This window comes from Serinicoccus sediminis, assembly GCF_004153545.1.
Classification (GTDB): Bacteria; Actinomycetota; Actinomycetes; order Actinomycetales; family Dermatophilaceae; genus Ornithinicoccus; species Ornithinicoccus sediminis_A.
In genome coordinates this window covers 1-20,390 of record NZ_SDVA01000006.1, presented here as the reverse complement: position 1 = coordinate 20,390, position 20,390 = coordinate 1, and the positions used below count along the sequence as shown (strand labels likewise).

The 20,390-nt window shown below is 71.8% G+C and carries 17 protein-coding genes and 1 tRNA gene; 10 read left to right on the top strand and 8 right to left on the bottom strand.

The genetic code is table 11. The features are described 5' to 3' along the window. The first annotated feature begins 13 nt into the window (after nucleotides 1–13). On the top strand, nucleotides 14–691 hold the full coding sequence (locus EUS26_RS07055) for a Crp/Fnr family transcriptional regulator (RefSeq protein ID WP_130012592.1): 678 nt from the start codon (nucleotides 14–16) through the stop codon (nucleotides 689–691). A 58-nt stretch (nucleotides 692–749) separates the two neighbouring features. Here the strand turns inward: EUS26_RS07055 and EUS26_RS07050 are convergent, their stop codons facing one another. The 4 genes from EUS26_RS07050 to EUS26_RS07035 are packed head-to-tail and all read right to left on the bottom strand — an operon-like array spanning nucleotide 750 to nucleotide 3,117. Next, the gene (locus EUS26_RS07050) at nucleotides 750–1,577 is read right to left on the bottom strand and encodes an MBL fold metallo-hydrolase (RefSeq protein ID WP_420329995.1); all 828 of its coding nucleotides are present in this window, start codon (nucleotides 1,575–1,577) and stop codon (nucleotides 750–752) included. Next, entirely contained in the window at nucleotides 1,574–2,449 is an 876-nt protein-coding gene (locus tag EUS26_RS07045) for an NUDIX hydrolase (protein ID WP_130012588.1), read from the bottom strand. The genes EUS26_RS07050 and EUS26_RS07045 overlap by 4 nt, the downstream gene beginning before the upstream one ends. 1 nt (nucleotide 2,450) lies before the next feature. Then, nucleotides 2,451–2,939 carry a RidA family protein gene (locus EUS26_RS07040; RefSeq protein ID WP_130012586.1) on the bottom strand — a complete coding sequence of 163 codons (489 nt, stop codon included), beginning with the start codon at nucleotides 2,937–2,939 and terminating at the stop codon, nucleotides 2,451–2,453. Nucleotides 2,940–2,949: 10 nt separating this feature from the next. After that, the gene (locus EUS26_RS07035; protein ID WP_083518953.1) at nucleotides 2,950–3,117 is read right to left on the bottom strand and encodes a Sp36 family protein; all 168 of its coding nucleotides are present in this window, start codon (nucleotides 3,115–3,117) and stop codon (nucleotides 2,950–2,952) included. A gap of 101 nt (nucleotides 3,118–3,218) precedes the next feature. On the opposite strand from EUS26_RS07035, the gene EUS26_RS07030 reads away from it, so the two are divergent. From EUS26_RS07030 to EUS26_RS07020, 3 genes are all read left to right on the top strand, one after another. Further along, on the top strand, nucleotides 3,219–5,948 hold the full coding sequence (locus tag EUS26_RS07030; protein ID WP_130012584.1) for a transglycosylase domain-containing protein: 2,730 nt from the start codon (nucleotides 3,219–3,221) through the stop codon (nucleotides 5,946–5,948). Nucleotides 5,949–6,144: 196 nt separating this feature from the next. Further along, nucleotides 6,145–6,609: a GatB/YqeY domain-containing protein gene (locus tag EUS26_RS07025; RefSeq protein ID WP_130012582.1), complete on the top strand. Its 465-nt coding sequence runs from the start codon at nucleotides 6,145–6,147 to the stop codon at nucleotides 6,607–6,609. A 20-nt stretch (nucleotides 6,610–6,629) separates the two neighbouring features. After that, nucleotides 6,630–7,619 (top strand): metallophosphoesterase, encoded by a 990-nt coding sequence (locus tag EUS26_RS07020; RefSeq protein ID WP_130012580.1) that lies wholly within the window; start codon nucleotides 6,630–6,632, stop codon nucleotides 7,617–7,619. On the opposite strand, the gene EUS26_RS07015 is transcribed toward EUS26_RS07020, so the two are convergent. Beyond that, nucleotides 7,610–9,055, bottom strand: a complete 1,446-nt coding sequence (locus tag EUS26_RS07015) for an AAA family ATPase (RefSeq protein ID WP_130012578.1) — start codon at nucleotides 9,053–9,055, stop codon at nucleotides 7,610–7,612. The genes EUS26_RS07020 and EUS26_RS07015 overlap by 10 nt on opposite strands. A gap of 112 nt (nucleotides 9,056–9,167) precedes the next feature. Here EUS26_RS07015 and EUS26_RS07010 point away from each other — a divergent pair. Continuing rightward, nucleotides 9,168–9,244: transfer RNA gene (locus EUS26_RS07010), tRNA-Pro, on the top strand. Nucleotides 9,245–9,379: 135 nt separating this feature from the next. Here EUS26_RS07010 and EUS26_RS07005 read toward each other — a convergent pair. Together EUS26_RS07005 and EUS26_RS07000 are read right to left on the bottom strand one after the other, a co-directional pair. After that, nucleotides 9,380–10,939, bottom strand: a complete 1,560-nt coding sequence (locus tag EUS26_RS07005) for a SulP family inorganic anion transporter (protein ID WP_130012576.1) — start codon at nucleotides 10,937–10,939, stop codon at nucleotides 9,380–9,382. Nucleotides 10,940–11,075: 136 nt separating this feature from the next. Then, nucleotides 11,076–11,462, bottom strand: coding sequence for a hypothetical protein (locus tag EUS26_RS07000; RefSeq protein ID WP_130012574.1), 387 nt, complete (start codon nucleotides 11,460–11,462; stop codon nucleotides 11,076–11,078). Nucleotides 11,463–11,607: 145 nt separating this feature from the next. Here EUS26_RS07000 and EUS26_RS06995 point away from each other — a divergent pair, with 145 nt between their 5' ends. From EUS26_RS06995 to EUS26_RS06985, 3 genes are read left to right on the top strand one after another with little or no spacing between them, the layout of a single operon-like run. After that, nucleotides 11,608–11,898, top strand: coding sequence for a hypothetical protein (locus EUS26_RS06995; RefSeq protein WP_130012572.1), 291 nt, complete (start codon nucleotides 11,608–11,610; stop codon nucleotides 11,896–11,898). Next, nucleotides 11,895–13,499 carry a peptide chain release factor 3 gene (locus EUS26_RS06990; protein ID WP_130012570.1) on the top strand — a complete coding sequence of 535 codons (1,605 nt, stop codon included), beginning with the start codon at nucleotides 11,895–11,897 and terminating at the stop codon, nucleotides 13,497–13,499. The genes EUS26_RS06995 and EUS26_RS06990 overlap by 4 nt, the downstream gene beginning before the upstream one ends. After that, nucleotides 13,496–13,918: a MerR family transcriptional regulator gene (locus EUS26_RS06985; RefSeq protein WP_130012568.1), complete on the top strand. Its 423-nt coding sequence runs from the start codon at nucleotides 13,496–13,498 to the stop codon at nucleotides 13,916–13,918. The genes EUS26_RS06990 and EUS26_RS06985 overlap by 4 nt, the downstream gene beginning before the upstream one ends. A 37-nt stretch (nucleotides 13,919–13,955) precedes the next feature. On the opposite strand, the gene EUS26_RS06980 is transcribed toward EUS26_RS06985, so the two are convergent. Continuing rightward, nucleotides 13,956–15,248 carry an MFS transporter gene (locus tag EUS26_RS06980; protein ID WP_130012566.1) on the bottom strand — a complete coding sequence of 431 codons (1,293 nt, stop codon included), beginning with the start codon at nucleotides 15,246–15,248 and terminating at the stop codon, nucleotides 13,956–13,958. A gap of 211 nt (nucleotides 15,249–15,459) precedes the next feature. On the opposite strand from EUS26_RS06980, the gene EUS26_RS06975 reads away from it, so the two are divergent. Together EUS26_RS06975 and mobF are read left to right on the top strand one after the other, a co-directional pair. Further along, nucleotides 15,460–16,176 (top strand): polyamine aminopropyltransferase, encoded by a 717-nt coding sequence (locus tag EUS26_RS06975; RefSeq protein WP_130012564.1) that lies wholly within the window; start codon nucleotides 15,460–15,462, stop codon nucleotides 16,174–16,176. A 208-nt stretch (nucleotides 16,177–16,384) separates the two neighbouring features. After that, nucleotides 16,385–20,215, top strand: coding sequence for a MobF family relaxase (mobF, locus tag EUS26_RS06970; RefSeq protein ID WP_130012562.1), 3,831 nt, complete (start codon nucleotides 16,385–16,387; stop codon nucleotides 20,213–20,215). Nucleotides 20,216–20,390: the final 175 nt, after the last annotated feature.

Genomic DNA, 20,390 nt, shown 5'->3' with positions numbered 1-20,390 from the left:
GCACCATGAGGCGGTGGACCGGCACGTCGTGATGAAAGCACCGCTGTTCGCCGCACTCGACGGCGCGACGGCCGACCGGCTCATGGACTCGATGAGCCCGCGCCGCCTCGCCAGGGGGGACGTGGTCTTCCACGAGGGGGACCCGGGGGACTCGCTCTACGTCATCACCAAGGGCAAGGTGAAGCTCGCCCGCGCCTCGGCCGACGGCCGCGAGAGCCTGCTGGCCGTCCTGGGGCCGGGCGAGATGTTCGGCGAGCTCAGCCTCTTCGACCCGGGCCCGCGCCTCACCACCGCCTACGTCGTGTCGGACACCGAGTTCATCTCCCTCGGCAACGACGCGCTGCGCGCCTTCCTCGGCCACCACCCGGAGGTCGCCATGCAGATGCTCGCCGGGCTGGCGCACCGGCTCCGCAAGACCAACGAGGGGCTCTCCGACCTGGTCTTCACCGACGTGCCGGGCCGGGTCGCCAAGGCGCTGCTGGACCTCTCCGACCGCTTCGGTCGCCGGTCGGAGGCCGGTCTCGTCGTCTCCCACGACCTCACCCAGGAGGAGCTGGCGCAGCTGGTGGGCGCCAGCCGGGAAACGGTCAACAAGGCGCTGGCCGACTTCGCCCAGCGTGGCTGGGTCATCCTCGGCGCGAAGGCGGTCACCCTCATGGACGTCGACCGGCTGCGTCGCCGGGCCCGCTGACCCACCGAGGACCCCTCCCGCTCCGCGCGCCTCGCCCCGGCCCCCTGCGGGGGAGGGTTCAGTCGTCGAGCTCCCCCAGGTAGTCCAGCTGCGCCAGCACCGACAGGCGTGCCGCCGGCCACACCGCGCGCGGGGTGTCCGCATACACCGTCCCCACCACCCGGTCGGCGAGGTCACCCGGCCCCGCGTCGTCCTCCGCCCGGACCCGGGCGACCGCCTCGCGCACCTGGTCCAGCCGCTCGTGACGGTGCCGCCAGTAGTGCTCCACGACCCCCGCCGCGTCCGGCACCACCGGGCCGTGACCGGGAGCGATGCTGGTCGCGGTCCCGGCGCCGGTCAGGGTGCGCAGCCGCTCCAACGACTCCAGGTATGACGTGAGGTCGCCGTCCGGGTAGGCGACCACCGTGGCCCCCCGGCCGAGGACGGTGTCCCCGGTCAGCAGGACCTGCTCGGCCGGCAGCAGGAAGGACAGCGAGTCGGCGGTGTGGCCGGGTGTCGGCACGACGAGCAGCTCCAGCCCGCCGACGACGAGACGCTCCCCGTCCTCGAGGTCGTCGTGGCCGCCCCCGTACCGTCGCACCGGGGCGCCGGTGAGCCGCGCCCACCGGTCTGCGGACTCTGCGTGGTCGGCGTGCCCGTGCGTCAGCAGCGTCATCACCACCCGGGCGTCCCGCTGCGCGACGTGGTCGAGCACGGCCGCCAGGTGCGCCTCGTGCATCGGACCGGGGTCGACGACGACCGCCTCGGCGCTGCCGGGCTCGAGCAGCACCCACGTGTTGGTGCCCTCCAGCGTCATCGGAGAGGGGTTCGGGCACAGGACCGCGTGGGCCCGCTCGCCCCAGGCGCCCCCCTGCCAGGACGGGTCGGCCGCCCCACCCGGTCTCACGGCACCGCCTCGTGCGACGGCGCCCGCATCCACAGCCGGCCGCCGTGCTCGACGGGGACGGGCAGGACCTTCGGCACCGGCGCCCGGTGCCGCAGCCACCCGTCGAGGTCCGCCACCCGGGCGAGCTCCTCGACCATGACCTGCGTGGGCGGCAGCAGCACGTCGCGACCCTCCTGCTGGGCCTGCAGGATCTCGGCGGGGGTGCGCCACCCGGCGACCGCGGCCTCGGTGCTCTCGTCGTCGGCCACCTGGCCGGTCGGCATCCGGGCGGCCAGGAAGCGGGTGTCGTAGCGGCGCGGCTCGCACTCCGGGGTCACCCAGTGACCGCGCAGGCTGAGCAGGTCCGTCCTCAGGACGAGACCGTGCCGGGCCAGCACCTGGGCGAAGCTGTGGGCGCGGGACAGCAGGCCGGCCCGTTCGCGACGCCATACCTCGTCGCGCAGGTCGTCGACCACGGTGTCCGGCGAGCGGCCCGCCAGCAGCACCCCGCACTCCTCGAAGACCTCGCGGGCCGCGGCGGTGACCAGCTCCCGGGCCGCGTCCTCGTCCGTCCCCAGCTGCTGCGCCCACGCGCTGACGTCCGGCCCCGCCCAGGGCACCTCGGCGTCGGCGTCGCGCGGGTCCACGCCGCCCCCCGGGAAGGCGATCATGCCGGCGGCGAACGCCATACCGGCAGCCCGCCGCAGCACGAAGACCTCGAGCCGCGGCTCCTCCCGCAGCAGCATCACCGTCGCCGAGGGTCGCGGCGCGGCCACGTGCCGCTCCTCGGGAGGAGCCGCCAGCCAGGCGCGGGAGTGCCGCGCGACCGCCTCGGGCACGGCGAAGTCGCGGTAGGCGCTCGCGCCCCGCCCGGCGCCGACGTCCCCCGGCACGTCAGTCCCGGACGGCGACGACGACCTCTACCTCGACGGGGGCGTCGAGGGGCAGGGCGGCGACACCGACGGCCGACCGGGCGTGCACGCCGGCCTCGCCGAAAGCGTGGCCCAGCAGCTCGGACGCACCGTTGACGACCGCAGGCTGACCGGTGAAGGCGGGGTCGCTGGCGACGTAGCCGACGACCTTGACCACCCTGGTGACCCGGTCGAGGTCCCCGACGACCGACCGGATCGCGGCGATCGCGTTGAGCGCGCACACCCCGGCCAGGCGCGCGGCGTCCTCGGCGTCGACCAGGCCGGGCCCGTCGCCGACCTTGCCGGTCAGCTCCAGCCGGCCGTCGACGAAGGGCACCTGCCCGGAGGTGAAGACGAGGTCGCCGTGCTGGACGGCGGGGACGTAGGCGGCGACCGGCGCGGCGACCTCGGGCACCCGGTGCCCGAGGTCGGCCAGCCGGCTCTCGACGGCGCCCTGGCGCGGGTCGGTCACAGCGGCCCGCTCAGGCGTTCTTGGGACGCTTGAGGTAGGCCACGAGGTTGGTGCCGTCCCCCGGCCCCGGCACCACCTGCACGAGCTCCCAGCCGTCCTCGCCCCACTGGTCGAGGATCTGCTTCGTGGCGTGGATCATGAGGGGAACGGTCGCGTACTCCCACTGCTGCACAGTCATGGGCCGACCCTACCGGCCGGGACCGTCGCGCGGACCGCCCGCCCGCCGGGGCGGCGGCGTGGGTCGGGGACCTCCCAGTTTCTTCACGTACCGTGTCTGGTATGCGCTCTGCTCTCACTGTCGCACGGGTGACCTCCCTGCTCGGGGTCTTCCTCGCCGTCTCGGTCCTCATGGGGATCATCGGCGCCGGTCTGCTGGCGCCGGTGGTCGGGGCCACCGGGCTCGCCGCCCGGGAGAGCGTGAGCATGTTCGAGGAGCTGCCGGGCGACCTGGAGCAGAACCCGCTGGCCCAGCAGTCGCGCATCCTCGCCGCGGACGGCACCATCCTCGCCACCCCGGCGACGCAGAACCGCATCATCGTCGAGAGCGACGAGATCAGCCAGAACATGAAGGACGCGCAGGTCGCCATCGAGGACGAGCGCTTCTTCCAGCACGGCGGTGCCGACGTCGAGGCGCTGGCGCGGGCGGTGGTCCAGAACACCACGACCGACACCACGCAGGGTGGCTCGACCCTCACGCAGCAGTACATCAAGCTGGCGCTGCAGCAGCAGGCGATCAAGGAGGACGACGCCGCGGCCTACGCGCAGACGCAGGCCCGCTCGGGGATGGAGGGCTACGTCCGCAAGCTGCGCGAGCTGAAGTACGCCATCACCCTCGAGGAGCGGCTCACCAAGGACGAGATCCTCGTCGGCTACCTCAACCTCGCGTTCTACGGTGACAACGTCTACGGCGTCGAGGCGGCCGCCCGGCACTACTTCAACGTCAACGCCGAGGACCTCACGGTCTCCCAGGCGGCGCTGCTGGCAGGGGTCGTGCGCTCGCCGAGCAACACCAACCCGGTGGCCAACCCCGAGCTGGCCCAGGCCCGGCGCGACGTCGTGCTCGGCAACATGCGTGACCAGGGCATGATCACCGAGGAGGAGCTGGAGGAGGCCCGCTCCCAGCAGGTCGAGGACATGCTCGAGATCCGGGACAGCCAGCGCTCCTGCCTGCGCTCGGCCAACCCCTACTTCTGCGACTACGTCGAGGCCTGGCTGCTGGAGCAGCCGGCCCTGGGCAAGACCCGGGACGAGCGGCTGGAGAACCTCACCACCAACGGGCTCACCGTCCAGACCACCCTCGACCTCGAGCTCTCGGGCGAGATGAAGGACATCCTGCGGGACGCGACCCCGCGGGGCAACGAGTACTTCCTCGGCTCGGCCGCCAGCGTCGTGGAGCCCGGCACCGGCAAGATCCTCGCCTTCAACCAGTCCTCCCAGTACGACCTGGAGGGCACCAACGACAAGGTCCGGGAGACCTCGGTCAACTGGAACGTCGACAACGCCTACGGCGGCCCCGGGGGTATGGCGATCGGCTCGATCGCGAAGGCGTACACCTTGGTGGACGCGCTGGAGAAGGGCGTGCCGGTCGAGGCCGACATCCGGGTGCGCGAGCCGGAGGACAGCACCTTCGGCAACGTCTGGCTCGAGGACCCGGAGGACCGGCCCACGTCATACCCCCCGGCCGACGAGGTCTTCCCGGCCGGCATCTTCTTCCGCGACGACTTCGACGAGGGCTGCACGATCGGCGAGGACCACTGGGCGGTCCGCAACGCCAACGACGAGAACCACGTCGACGAGATCACCCTGCGCAAGGCGTCGGCCCTCTCGGTCAACACCGCGTTCGCCACCCTCGCCTCGCAGGTCGGGACGTGCGACATCGCCGAGACCATGACCGAGATGGGCCTGCACGCCGCCAACGGCCAGGACTACGGGCTCGACCCCGGCAACGCCGAGACCACCCTCGCCCCGTCGCTGGTGCTGGGCGCCGACACGGCCAGCCCGCTCACCGTGGCCGCGTCGTACGCGACCTTCGCCTCGGGCGGCATCTACTGCCCGCCGGTGCCGGTCACCCAGGTGCTCGACGCCGACGGCGAGGAGCTGCCGCTGGAGCTGCCGGAGTGCGAGCGGGTCATCGACGAGGACGTCGCGCTCGGCGCCGTGGAGCTCCTGGAGGGCGTCGTCAGCATGGAGGGCTCGGGCTGGCAGGCCATCCTGGACGACGACCGTCCGGCCGGCGGCAAGACCGGCACCAACAACGACTCGACCAACACCTGGTTCGCCGGGTTCACCCCCCAGCTGTCGACGGCGGTCTTCGTGGGCAACGTGCCCGCCGGCGCCCGCTACGACGACGACCTCGTCGACATCACGATCAACGGCCGCTACATCGAGGGTCCGCTCTTCGGGTCCTCGCTCGCCGCGCCGACGTGGAAGCGGATCATGGAGGTCGCCTCGGAGGGCATGGACGTCGAGGAGTGGGACGAGCCGTCCAACGAGATCCTCAACGGCAAGCGCGTGACGATCCCCCGGGTCGTCGGACTTCCGGTCGACGAGGCGCAGGAGCGTCTGGAGGACGCCGGTCTGACCGGCGCCGTCGTCCGGGTCGCCTCGAGCCGCCCCGAGGGCACGGTCGTCTACACCACCCCGGGGGTGGGGTCCTCCGTGCGGACGTCCGACCCCCTGACCCTGCACGTGTCCAACGGGATCCAGCAGGCCGCGGCACCGCCACCGGCACCCGCGCAGGCGGCCCCGCGGCAGACCCAGCCGCAGCCGCCTCCCCCGCCGCAGCCGCAGCCCTCTCCGTCCCCGCAGCCGCAGCCCTCTCCGGAGCCGGAGCCCAGCCCCGAGCCGGAGCCCGAGCCCGAGCCGGAACCCACCCAGGATCCTGAGCCGGCACCGGCCCCGACGCCCGGCCCGCCCGACGAGCCGCCGGGCACCGACCCGCCCGGCCAGGACGACGACGGCAACGGCGGCGGCAACGGCGGCGGCGGCAACGGCAACGGCAACGGCTGATCTCGCACAGGACGCGTCGCCAGGTCACACCGGACGCGCCGCCAGGCCGCACCGGACGCGCCGCCAGGCCGCACCGGACGCGCCGCCAGGCCGCACAGGACGCGCCGCCAGGCCGCACCGGACGCGTGACAGGCGACCACTCACGGCCTCCGGAATCCCGCAGAAGGTTCCCGGCCGGGGTGAGACACTGGCGGACATGACCGAGCAGACCGGCCTCAAGGCCACCCTCCAGCAGGACCTCACCGCCGCCATGCGCGCGCAGGACAAGGTGCGGGCGGGCACGCTGCGCATGACGCTCTCCGCCGTGACGACCGAGGAGGTCGCCGGCAAGCAGGCGCGCGAGCTCTCCGACGACGAGGTGCTCCGCGTCATCACCAAGGAGGCCAAGAAGCGCCGCGAGGCGGCCGAGGCCTATACCGGGGCCAACCGTCCCGAGCTCGCGGCCCAGGAGGAGGCCGAGCTGGAGGTGCTGGAGGCATACCTGCCCGCCCAGCTCAGCGACGAGGAGCTCGACGAGCTCGCGCGCGCGGCGGTCTCCGAGACCGGCGCCACCGACATGCGCGGGATGGGCGGGGTGATGAAGGTGCTGCAGCCGCGGGTGGCCGGCCGCGCCGAGGGTGGCCGGGTCGCCGCCGCGGTGAGGCAGGCGCTGGGCGCCTGAGCGTCCCCGGCGCGCACCCGATGACGACCTCCTCCGTCCGCCGATCGCTCGGCACCACCCTCGCCGCCGGCTCGGTCGTCGGTGCGGGGCTGGTGGCCTACGCCACCTGGGTGGAGCCGCGGTGGTTCGCCCTGCGGGAGCAGACCGTGCCCTGCCTACCGCCCGGTGCGCCCGATCTGCGGGTGCTGCACCTGTCCGACCTGCACCTCGTGCCGCGGCAGGCCCGCAAGCGCGCCTGGGTCCGTGGCCTCGCCCAGCTGGAGCCCGACCTCGTGGTCCACACCGGCGACCACCTGGCCGCCCTGGACGCCGTGCCGGCTGCGCTCGACACCTACGGTGCCCTGCTCGACCGCCCGGGGGCCTTCGTCCTGGGCTCGAACGACTACTACCCACCCACGGCGAAGAACCCCCTGCGCTACATCAACGACAGCCATCGCAAGGGTGCCGACCTCACCCCGCAGCGGCTCCCCACCCAGGACCTCGTCGACGGGCTCACGGCACGCGGCTGGGTCGACCTCGCCCACCGCCGCGTCCGCATCGAGACCGGCGGGGTCACCCTCGAGCTGGTCGGGACCGACGACGCCCACCTCGGGCTCGACGACTACGCCCGGGTGTCGGCACCGGCCGATCCTGGCGCGGACCTCACCATCGGCGTCACGCACGCGCCGTACCGACGGGTGCTCGACCCGATGGCCGCGGACGGTGCCCGGCTGCTCATCGCCGGGCACACCCACGGCGGGCAGCTGCGGGTGCCGGGGTATGGCGCGCTCGTCACCAACTGCGACCTCGACACCTCCCGGGCCCGAGGGCTGTCCCGCTGGTGGCCGGGTGCGGGCTCGGCCCCCTCACCACGCCGCGCCCGGTCAGCGCGCGGCGCCGTGCCCCCGGGCGCCGCGTGGTTGCACGTCTCGGCCGGGCTCGGCGGCAACCCCTACACGCCGTTCCGCTTCTGCTGCCGGCCCGAGGCGACGCTGCTGACCCTCACCGCGCCTGGGCGCGCTCAGCCGTAGGGGTCGCCACACCCGCCTCCCTCCTCCCAGGCGGTCATCCCCGGTGCCATGGAACCCTCGACGTCTCCGGGCCTGCTGTTGCCGAGCAAGACCCTGGTGAGCTCCTCCTGGCTGGTGAGCAGCCCGTCGAGGGCCTCGCGCAGGTGCTCGTCCCCCGGCTCCTGCGCGGACATCGCCGCCAGCAGGACGGCGCGTCGCACCAGCTCCTTGACGAAGGAGGCTGTCATCCCCTCCGTCCGGTGCGCGGCCTCCGCCAGCGCCTCCTCCCCGAAGGCGAGGTCGGCCTGGTAGAGCTCGAGCAGCCGGCGGCGTCCTGCCTCGTCGGGCAGCGGGATCTCCACCGCGAGGTCCACCCGGCCGGGGCGCTGGACCAGCGCGCGCTCCAGGGCCTGGGCCCGGTTGGTGGTGAGCAGGAAGGTCACGTCGGCGTCGCTGTCGAGGCCGTCCATGGCGTCGAGGACCTCGAAGAGCAACGGACGTCCACCAGGCCCCATGCTCCGGTCCTCGGCGACCAGGTCGCAGTCCTCCAGGACCACGACGGCGGGTTGCAGGGCACGGGCCAACGAGGCGGCCAGCGAGATGTAGCCCAGCGACTCGCCGGCCAGCAGCACCACCGTGTGGTCCGGGCTGCGGGAGACGAGGTGCCGGACCGTGTGGGTCTTGCCGGTGCCCGGCGGACCGTAGAGGAGGAGACCGCGCTTGAGGTGCTGGCCGTGACGTCGGAGGGTGTCGGCGTGCTCGGCGATGCCGCTCACGTGCGCGGTGATCCGGTCGAGCGACCCGTGCGGCAGCACGACCTGGTCCTCGCCGACGTCGGGTCGAGGGAGGAAGGTCACGCCCTGCGCCTCCGGGCCGTACCCCGAGGACTCGAAGGCGATGACCTGCCCCCGCAGCACGCTGCGCTCCAGCGCCACGGCGCGCAGCTCGTCGAGAAGGGCTGTCCGGGTGTCCTCGTCGACGCACAGCAGCTCCAGGGTCCCTCGGTCACGGCCGTACTGCGGGTTGCCCTTGCGCTGCATCACCACGACGGGGTGCCCGGCATACCGGAAGAGGCGCAGACCCAGCCCGATCGCCCGCCGGTGCTCCTGCGGGCCGACCGCGACGGAGACGTAGTCCACCTGGCCGACGGACGCCCGGCCGTGGCCACTGCCCACGAGGTCCCCGAGAGACACGTGATGGCGCATGTCACCACCACCGACCCCCACCTCCGCGGCCTGCGGGTCCCGCCCCGCGACCTCCGCCAGCGCGACGTCCCAGTCGGCGTACCGGTGGTTCATCACCTCCTCGGTCACGACGGCCACGTCGGCGACCGGGGTGCCGAGGTATGCCGTCAACCGGTCCGCGAGCGGCTCACCGTCCTGCGCCCCCATCGAGCGGTGCGCCATCTCCACCAGCTCCGCGAAGCTGTGGAGGAACCCCCTGACGTCGTCGTCCATGCCACCAACCTACGGGTGCCCTCGGACAGTCCCACGGATTTAGCCGCGACGGTCGGCGTGGGCTATCCTTGCGGACGCTGCGTGCGGCCCGGTCGGGCCCGCGCACGAGCCACGGGGTGTGGCGCAGCTTGGTAGCGCGCTTCGTTCGGGACGAAGAGGTCGCAGGTTCAAATCCTGTCACCCCGACCATGGCACGGGAGGGCCGTTGACCTGCGGAAACGCGGGTTCAACGGCCCTCTTTTCTTGCGCTTCGTGCCTTGAACGTGCCTGGAGATCAGGGGGCATGGACGCGGGCGCCCGGTGCCGATTCGGTCGTCCACCGGCTCAGTGCCCGTCCCCCAGCTTGCCCGTGAGCTGTCCGTGACGGGCCGCGGAGGACCAGTTGAGGCCGGTGATCTCGACCTTCTTCCCGAGGCGGTCGTACTTGGTCTGGACGGCGTCCAGGGCGGCGACGGTGGAGGCGTCCCAGATGTGGCTGTCCGAGAGGTCGATGACGACCTTCTGCGGGTCACCGGCGTAGTCGAACTGGTAGGTGAGATCGTTGCTGGTGGCGAAGAACAGTTCGCCGGAGACCTTGTAGGTGCGGACGTCGGGGGTTCCGTCGCCGTCGACATCGGTCTCGATCACCTTGTCGACGGAGGCGAAGTGGGCCACGCGACGGGCGAAGAGGATGATCGCGGCGTTGACGCCAACGAGCACGCCGTAGGCGAGGTTGTGGGTCACGACGGTGACCACGACGGTGAGGACCATGACGAGGTTCTCGCTGTAGGGCATCTGGCGCAAGGTGCCCGGGTGGACGCTGTGCCAGTCGAAGGTGGCGACGGACACCATGATCATGACGGCCACGAGCGCGGCCATCGGGATCATGCCGACGGCCGGTCCGGCACCGACCACGAGGGCGAGCAGGAACACCCCGGCCAGGAAGGTCGAGATCCGGGTGCGCGCGCCGGAGACCTTGACGTTGATCATGGTCTGGCCGATCATCGCGCAGCCGCCCATGCCACCGAAGAAGCCGGAGGCGAGGTTGGCCACGCCCAGGCCCCAGCTCTCGCGGGTCTTGTTGCTGTGCGTGTCGGTGACGCCGTCGACGAGCTTGGCGGTCATCAGCGACTCGAGCAGGCCGACCAGGGCCATGGCCAGGGCGTAGGGGCCGATGATCTGCAGGGTCTCCAAGGTGAGGGGCACGTTCGGGATGAACAGCTCGGGCAGCGAGCGGGGCAGCTCGCCCTGGTCGGAGACGTCGGGCAGCTGCCAGCCGGCCGCCCAGGCCAGGGCGGTGATGACGACAATCGCGACGAGCGGGGCGGGGACGGCGGTGGTCAGGCGCGGGAGGCCGACCATGATGAGCAGCCCCAGGGCGACCATGGGGTAGACCAGCCAGGGCACGTCGATGAGGTAGGGGATCTGGGCCATGAAGATGAGGATGGCCAGGGCGTTGACGAAGCCGACCATGACCATGCGGGGGATGAACCGCATGAGCTTGGCCACCCCCAGGACCGCGAGCACGATCTGCAGCACACCTGCGAGCAGGACGGTAGCGATGAAGTAGTCGAGCCCGTACTCGCGGGCGACCGGGGCGATGACCAGGGCGATGGCCCCGGTCGCGGCGGTGATCATCGCCGGGCGGCCGCCGACGAAGGCGATGGTGACGGCCATGACGAAGCTGGAGAAGAGTCCGACCCGCGGGTCGACCCCGGCGATGATGGAGAAGCTGATCGCCTCGGGGATCAGTGCGAGGGCGACGACGAGACCGGCGAGCACCTCGGTCCGGAGCCGGCGGGGGTTGCGGAGGGCAGCGCGGGTGGAAGTCTCCCGCTCGCCGGCCTCGGGCACCACGTGGGTATGGGGTTCGGTGGCGACCGTGGTGGTGGTCGGCTCGGTCATGGGGCTCCTCGGGGCATAGCGGGATCAGGTCGAAGAATTTGGGGGCGACGGCGGCGTCAGCAGGGGGCGGGCACAGGGCATCAGGGCCCGGACACCGCAGCAGCGATGGCTGCACGCCATCGCTGCGTCATCAACTCTACCGCAACGTTAGACTAGGTCGCATGTTCTCCCCGTCGTCCACGACCTGCCCCTCCTGCGGCAGCGACGACCAGGTGCGCGGCCGGCCGGACCGGGAGGCGGGTGACGTCGAGCTGACCTGCACCCGCTGTGGGACGTCGTGGTGGCGCGGAGGACGGCGGTGCGCGACCTGCGGCGGTGAGGACCTGACCACCCGTCCGCAGGTGATGCGACGCCACTCCCGCGGCACCCAGCTCTCGATCATGGGCTGGCGTGATGTCGTGCTGTGCCACTCCTGCGACACCGAGGTCATCGAGTCGGTCGGCACCACCGACACACCGATGGCCGAGGAGTGCGTGTCGGCGGCAGTCGTCGACCGCCACGCCCCGGCACCCGCGGTGCGCACACAGACTGGCGGACCTGTCCAGCGACCCTCGTGCCCGAGATCCCCGGATGCCCCGGCACGGGTCGGGGACCGCAGAGTATCCCCGCCACGACCCGTCCCGGCCGCAGTCCCTCTGCCGGCCCCGCCCACCACGGTCCGACAGGCGTTGCAGCGCTCGCAGGAGCAGCTCACCGACCAGGGCACCAGGCTCGACCCCACCGTCGTGCTGCTGCTGGGCACCCGCCTCGGGTCCACCACACGGCTGGACGCCCTGGAACGCTCCGGTCACGACCCGGCGGCGGTGGCCACCTGGGTGCGTAGCACCTGGGGGTCTGCGGACACGTCGGGTGACGCGCGGCATACCCTCACCACCTTGGCCGACCACTGGCTCGCCTCGGGGTGGACCACCACCGACCTGGCCGCCGCCCTGCGGTTGCCGGAGGGGCGCATCACATGAGTCCGACCACCCCGACCACCGTGGAGTCGGAGGCCGCGCGCCGTCGCACCTTCGCGGTCATCTCTCACCCGGACGCGGGCAAGTCCACCCTCACCGAGGCGCTGGCTCTGCACGCCCGCGCGATCGCCGAGGCCGGCGCCGTCCACGGCAAGGGCTCGCGCCGCGGGGTGGTCTCGGACTGGCTGGACATGGAGCAGGCCCGGGGCATCTCGATCACCTCCGCCGTGCTGCAGCTCACCGTCGACGATGTGGTGCTTAACCTGCTCGACACCCCCGGTCACGCCGACTTCTCCGAGGACACCTACCGGGTGCTCTCGGCCGTCGACTGCGCCGTCATGCTGCTCGACGCCGCCAAGGGTCTGGAGCCGCAGACTCTCAAGCTGTTCGAGGCGTGCCGGGCGCGACGCACCCCGGTCATCACCGTCATCAACAAGTGGGACCGCCCTGGCCAGGAGCCGCTCGGGCTGCTGGACGAGATCGAGCAACGTCTCGGGATCGTGCCGACACCGCTGAACTGGCCGGTCGGCATCGCCGGGGACTTCCGCGGGGTGCTGGACCCGGCCACCGGCGCCATGACGCAGTTCACCCGCACCCCGGGCGGTGCGACCCTGGCCGGACGGGAGAAGATCCCTCCGGACGAGGCGGCGCGCCGGCACGGACCTGACTGGCGCACAGCGGTGGAGGAGCTGGAACTGCTCACCTCCTCCGGGCAGGTCCACGACCAGGACAGCTTCCTCGACGCGCTCGCCACGCCGGTGCTGTTCACCGCGGCCGTGTTGAACTTCGGCGTCGCCGAGCTGCTCGACGCGGTCCGCAGTCTGGCGCCTCCCCCGCGCCCGTGGCTCGACGTCGACGGGCTGGAGCGGCCGGTCGACGGTCCCTTCTCCGGGTTCGTGTTCAAGGTGCAGACCGGCATGGACCCCGCGCACCGGGACCGGGTCGCCTTCATGAGGGTCTGCTCCGGGCGGTTCGAGCGCGGCGTGGTCCTCACCCACGCGGGTACCGGGCGGCTGTTCCCGACGAAGTACGCCCAGTCCGTCTTCGGCAGGGAGCGCGAGACGATCGACGAGGCTCACCCCGGCGACGTCGTCGGGCTGGTCAACGCCCAGGCCCTCAGCGTCGGGGACACCCTCCACGAGGGGGCGACGGTGCGCTACCCGCCGTTGCCGCGCTTCGCGCCCGAGCACTTCGCCGTCGTGCGACCGAGGGACACCGGCCGGTCGAAACAGTTCCGTCGCGGGATCGACCTCCTCGACCAGGAGGGGGTGGTGCAGGTCCTTGTCTCCGACCGCCGCGGCGCCCAGGCTCCCGTCCTCGCCGCCGTCGGCCCGATGCAGTTCGAGGTCGCCGCCCACCGCCTGGAGCACGAGTTCGGCGCCCCTGCCGTCCTCGAGTCGCTCGACTACGAGGTCGCCCGCCGCACCACGCCGACGGCTACCCCGGTCGTGGACGGCAAGCACGGGGCCGAGGTGCTGCGCCGCACCGACGGAACCCTCGTCGCCTTGTTCACGAACAAGTGGCGCCTGAGCACGATCGAGTCCCAGCTGCCGGACGGTAGCCTGCTCCCCATGTTCCGCGCCGACAGACCGGGGCCCTCATGACCGATGCCGCGGAGTCTCTCGTCCACATCGGGGAGGTCGCCGAGCGCACCGGGCTGTCGCACCGGACCATCCGCTACTACGAAGAGATGGGGCTGGTCGAGCCCGCAGCCCGCACCGAGGGCGGCTTCCGCCTCTACGACGAGGCCGGCATTGAACGGCTCTTGCTCATCATGCCGATGAAACCGCTCGGCTTCTCCATCGAGCAGATCGGGGATCTCTTGCGCGCACTGGACGCCCTCGCCGACCCCCACAGCAGCGAGCACGACAGGACCGCCGCCCACAGCCTCGTGGCTTACACCCGCGGTGTGGCCCAGGAGCGCATCGCCGAGCTGAAGGCCTCCACCGCCAAGGCCGAGGCCTTCACCCGCAGGCTCGGTCGGGTGCACACCTCACCGGCGTCCGGCCCTACACCTGGGTGAGCACCGAGGGTCCCTCCTTCTTCGCCCGTCTGCTGCTTCAGTGTTGCGGCTGGTCGGTCTTGGCTGACACGGGTGCGGGTGGGTGCAGCACCACGCCGGCGGCGGCCACGGCCAGCGGCATGAGGGCACACAGGAGGACCACGACGCGGTAGGAACCGGTCAGATCGTGCCCGAGCGCGAAGAGCAAGGGCCCGAAGGCGGTCGACCCGACGCCCACGGACGCCACGAAACCTCGGATCGCCCCCAGGTGCAGCAACCCGAAACACGCCGGCACCGCCGCCGCCTCCGTGATCCGGATGGCTGCGCTTGCCGCACCGATCGTCACGCCGAAGGCGACCGCTGACCAGCCCGGGCTGACGAACGTGAGCCCCACCAGCGCTGCCGAGTGCAGACCCATGGACAGCGCCACCACGACACGCACATCGACCCGGTCGATCAGGTGCCCGACCAGCAGCGTCGCCAGCAGCCCAGCAACCGTCTGCGGAAGAAAGTTGGCGGCGGCTGCAGCGCTGGACAGCCCTCGCTCCCCCAGGATGCTGAACTGGTGGAAAGCGACCGCGGTGGTCAAGAGTCCCGACACGGCCACGCCAGCCGTGAGAACCCAGAAGTAGGGGTGAGCGAAGGCCTGGCGGCGGGTCATCCCCCACCGCGGTGGCGTCGGCGAGTCCCGCTCGGGACGGTCGCCGTCCGGCAGCTGACTCAGCTGGGCCGGGTCATCACGGATCCCCCAACCGGCCACCGGGAGGACGATCAGCCAGACCAGCAGGCCTAGCACCACCCATGCCACCCGCCAGCCCTGGGTGCTGATCAGCAGCTCGGCCGCGAGCGGGACCAGTGCGATGCCGGCGCTGCCGACGGCCGACACCAGCCCCAGGGCTCGACCGCGGTGCCGGTCGAACCAGTGGGCGGCCACGGTGGTCGCGGTCAGACCCAACGCCCCCTGACCCAGCGACCTGATTCCCATGAAGCCCAGGAGCAGACCCAGCAGACCTCCGATCAAGGACATGGCCACCAGGACCGCGCCGAAGGCCGCGCCGATGACGAGCATGCACCGGCGGGCCCCGAAGTGGTCGACCAGGCGGCCGATCCTGGGCAGGACCAATGCGCCGGTGAGGGTGCCGACCAGATACGCCGTCGAGATGGTCGCCCGGTCCACGCCGAGGTCGGCGATCATCGGGTCCACGAAGGTCGAGACGCCAACTGTCTGCCCTGGCCCGGTGGCCACCAGGACCACGGCGGCGAAGGCAGTGACATGCCAGCCGTAGAAGCCCCCCGGGGTTCGGGCACCCGGTCGTGACCGCACCCCGCGTACTTTGTCGGCACGGGTCATCACAGATGAGCCTCCTGAGGTCGGGACGATGTCAGCAGTCCGATGGCGGACCACTGACCTATGGGTGACGCGCGACCTCGGCGCAGGCGCGGGCCGGAACGATCAGGCCGGGCAACCCTACCGAAGCGTCAGAGTAGACTCACCCTGCCCCTGTGGTGGGAATGGACGACAGCAACCAGGGCACGAGCAGCATGACCAGATCGGACATCACATGAGCGCACGTTTCGAGGAGCTGGCCTGGGCCCGCACACCCATCGGCGACGTGAGCCTGCGTCGTCGGCGCGAGCCGGTCACCGGGACCGACGTGCATGAGGTCAAGCTCGGTGACGAGTTCCTCATGTCCAGCATGTTCACCGTCTCCGAGGAGGAACTCGCCCGCCGGGCCCTCGCACGGATCACCGGAACGAATATCCGGGTGGTCGTCGGCGGCCTCGGTCTCGGCTACACCGCTCGGGCCGTCCTGGAGGACCAACGGGTCAGCGAGCTCACTGTCATCGAGACTCTTCAACCGGTCATCGACTGGCACCAAGAGCACCTGGTCCCGCTCGGTGAACAGCTCACCACCGACCCGCGCTGCCGGCTCCTCCACGGGGACTTCTTCGCCATGTCGAGAGATGGTGGCTTCCACTCGGACCCTGTGGCCATCCCCGTGGACGCCATCATCGTCGACATCGACCACTCACCGCGCCATCTACTCGCCGACGACAGCACCTCCTTCTACCAACCGTCGGGTACCCAGGCCCTGGCTCGTCTCCTCCGCCCCGCAGGCGTCTACGCACTCTGGTCCAACGACCCGCCGGACGAGAGCTACCTAGAGATGCTGCGACCCGAGTTCACGGACGTGCACGCCGACATCGTTACGTTTCCCAACCCGCTACAAGGCGGACAGTCCACGAGCACGGTCTACCTGGCCACCCGCCCAGCGTGACGGCGACGCCCGCTCACCCCTCCCTCGTCGGCACCTTCGCGCGACATAGTCGCGGAACCGCGCGCAGCCGCAGACGCGTCCAAGGGATATCGAGCACTCACCAGGACGTCACCCGCCCCACCTGAGGAACACACCTGGTGCACTCGGTGAGGTTCGTCCCGAAATTGGTGAACGCCCGCGCTGGGGATCGCGGCTTTTGGTAGGTGTGATGACGTTGCACAAACTGGCCGCGGGGAGTGGGTACACCTACCTGACGGGCCAGGTCGCCCAGCACGATGCGACGGAGCGCCGGCAGGCCGGGTTGGCGTCGTACTACGAGGAGAAGGGTGAGGCGCCGGGGCGGTGGCTCGGGGCCGGCCTGGCCGGGCTCGACCTGCAGCCCGGGGACGTGGTGACCGAGGAGCAGATGCGGTTGCTGTTTGGGCAGGGCCGCCACCCGCGCTCCGGTGAACCCCACGCGGCAGCGAACGGGTGGGGCGGGTTGGGGCGGGCGTTCCCGACGTTCGAGGAGACGACCTTGCGGCAGGTCACCGCTCGTGCGTTCAGCGAGCACAACACCGCCAGGGGTCTGGCGTGGAACGCTCCGATCCCGGCGGACGAGCGGGCGCGGATCCGCACCCGAGTCGCCCGGGACGTCTTCGTGGAACAGCTCGGTCGGGCACCGGTGGACGAGGACGAGCTGACGAGGTTCGTCGCGCGGGCGTCGCGGCCGGCGCAGGTGCCGGTGGCGGGGTTCGACCTGACGTTCTCGCCGGTGAAGTCGGTCTCGACCCTGTGGGCCCTCGCCCCTCCGGAGATCGCCCGCCAGGTGCAGGCCGCGCACCGGGACGCGGTCCGCGCGACCCTCGCCGTGCTGGAGAAGGAGGTCGCGTTCACGCGGGTGGGCAAGGGCGGGATCCGGCAGGTGCCCGTGGTCGGGTTGGTGGCGGCGGCGTTCGACCACCGCGACTCGCGGACCGGGGACCCGGACCTGCACACCCACGTCGTGGTCTCGAACAAGGTCCAGTCGCTGCCGGAGGAGGGCGGACGGTGGTTGACGTTGGACGGGCGGATGCTGTTCAAGGCCAAGGTCATGGCCTCCGAGCACTACAACACCCACCTCGAAGCGGGCCTGACGCAGCGACTCGGCGTCGCGTTCGTCGAGCGTCCCTCACCGCAGGGGAAGCGTGCGGTGCGAGAGATCGAGGGCATCGACCCCGTGTTGCTGTCTACGTGGTCGTCGCGGCGGGAGGCGATCGAGGCCCGGCAGCGCGACCTGGCCACCGCGTTCCGGGATGCTCACGGCCGGGCGCCGACGGCGGTGGAGTCGTTGGCGTTGGCGCAGCAGGCGAACCTGGAGACCCGCCCGGGCAAGCACGAACCCCGCTCCGAGGCCGAACAACGCCGGGCCTGGTGGGCGCAGGCCACCGCCGTGCTCGCCCGGCAGGGGCGCAACCCGGAGGGGATGGTCGAGGGCGCACTGGGGGCGGGGCGGGGGCGCCCACCGGAGAGCCGGGGGCGCACCCAGGAAGATGGCCCTCATCTGGGTATCGCCCCTGGTCCGCGGCTGGGGGCGCTGCCGGGGCGCCCACCGGTACAACGCCGCAGGGCGGTGCGTCCGCAGATCCTCGCGTCGCGGGTGGTGTCGGTGCTGGAGGGGTCGCGGGCGACGTGGCAGGTGTGGCACGTGCGCGCCGAGACCCAACGCCAGCTCCGCGCCGCCCACGTCCCCCTGGACACGCTGGAGGAGCACGCCCGTGAGGTCGAACGGTGGGTCCTGGAGGGCTTCTCGGTCCCGGTCGGGGTGCCGCCGGAGCTGGGCGAGCCGGGGGCGCTGCGCCGCCCGGACGGCCAGTCAGCTCACACCGTGCACGGCAGCCAGGCCTACACCTCAAAGGCAATTCTGGCTGCCGAGGACGAGTTGCTGTCCCTCGCGCTGCGCCGCGACGGCCGCCAGACCGGTGCCGACACGGTCGAGACCGCCCTGGCCGCCGCGAACACACAGTGGCCGGGCCTGGACCGGTCTCAGGCCGCGATGGTCCGCAGCCTGGCCACAAGCGGGTGCCGGGTGCAGGTCGCTTTGGCACCGGCCGGCGCGGGCAAGACCGCGGCGCTACGTGTACTAGCACGCGCGTGGGAGGCCTCCGGCGGCACCGTGCTGGGTCTGGCGCCGACCGCGGTCGCCGCCGACGAGCTCGGCCGGGCCACTGGCATCCCCGCCGACACCCTTGCCAAGCACCTCCACGACCACGTCACGGCAGGTGCCTCAGCCGGCAAGGATCCACCGCCCACCATGGGTGGTGCGGTGGGGCCGGGGACGCTGGTGGTCATCGACGAGGCCGGGATGGCCGGCACCCGCGACCTGGCGGCCGTGGTCCGGCACGTCATAGACGCCGGCGCCAGTGTGCGCCTGGTGGGGGATGATCAGCAGCTGGCCGCGGTCGCGGCCGGTGGGGTGCTCCGGGACCTGGCCGAGCAGGGTCACGCTCACGGCACCACCGCCACGCTGACCGAGCTGCACCGCTTCACCGACCCCGCTGAAGGCGCAGCCACCCTCGCGATCCGCGACGGCGACCCCGCCGCCCTCGACCACTACGTCGACCGCGACCGGGTCCACACCGACGACACCGAGGACGTGACCGACGCCGCATACGCGGCCTGGAAGGCCGACCAGAAGGCCGGGCTGTCCAGCCTGCTGCTGGCCGCGACCCGGGACACCGTGCGCGAGCTGAACCACCGCGCCCGCCAAGACCGCCTCGACAGCACCGTGAAGCCGTCAGGGCGCGAGGTGACCCTGGGCGACGGCACCCGTGCCAGTGCCGGTGACACCGTGGTCACGCGCCGCAACGACCGAACCCTAGGCCCGGGGGACGGGTCGTGGGTCAAGAACGGGGACCGGTGGCGGGTCACCGCCGTCCACCCCGATGGGGGCGTCAGCGTCCAACGCCACCACGACGACGGAGCGAGGAAGCCCGCAAGCTTCGTTTTACCGGCCGGGTATGTGGCCGAGCACGTCCAGCTGGGGTACGCCAGCACCATCCACGGCGCCCAGGGCGCGACCGTCGACACCACCCACACCGTCCTCACCGGCACCGAGACCCGACAGGCCCTGTACGTCGCCCTCTCCCGCGGCAGAGCCACCAACCACCTCTACCTGACCACACCCACAACCACCGGTGACGGTGTCGGGCTGGAGGTCCAGGACGTGGCCGTGGAGCCGCGACAGGTGCTCACCGACATCCTCGCCCGCGATGGCCGCGCCCACTCGGCCACGACCACCAAACGCGGCGACGCCGCCCAGCTGCTGCGCCAGGCCGTGCTGGCCTACCAGGACGCCCTCCCGGTCCTGGCCCAGCACCACCTCGGGCACGAGCAGATGACAGCCCTGGACGACGCCCTCGAACGGTGGATGCCCGGCCTCACCGACCAACCGGCATACCCGCACCTGCGCGGCCAGCTCGCGCTGCGCTGGGTCGACGGCACCCCACCACAGACCGTCTTGCGGGACGCGACCTGGTACAGCGCAAGCCAATCACTCGGCGAGGCCGACGACCCCGCCGACGCCCTCGCCTGGCGCATCGCCGGCACCACCCCACCGTCGTACCGGGACGCGCCCCTGCCCTGGCTGCCCGCCGTCCCACCAGTCCTCCGCCAAGACCAAGAGACGGACGCCTACCTCGACCGGCTCACCCAGCACATCGACGACCTTCAGCACCGCGTCACCCACGAAGCACAGCAGGTCGACGCGACGGGACGGGCGCAATGGCGACGGACATTGCCCCCGAACATTCACGACCAGCTCATCGGCGACCTGGCCATCTGGCGAGCCGCCCACAACATCCCACCCAGCGAGCCCAACCCGACGGGGCCGCAGACCAAAGAACCCCAGGCAGCCAGGCACCAGTCTCGGCTCATGCACCGGCTGGCAGAACCGTCACCCGTGTCCTCTACCGCCACCGCAGACGCGGCCAGCGACAGGCTCCGGTCCGGTCAACGACTGGCCGAGCGCCAACGACTCCATGACAGCGCTTCCCGGCAACCTCGTGGTCCGTCACGCTGACCGTATCCACCACGAGAGTGCGGAAGGGCACGGTCGATACATCACTGTCATGCTTGATATGTGGGTGATCTTCTCGGTCACTGGCGGAGCATTGTTGCTCTCGTCGATATACTCGAGGAGGAGCCCTGATGGATGCTCGTACGCCGTGTCTGATTCCGCCTGGCCGTCCGGCGGG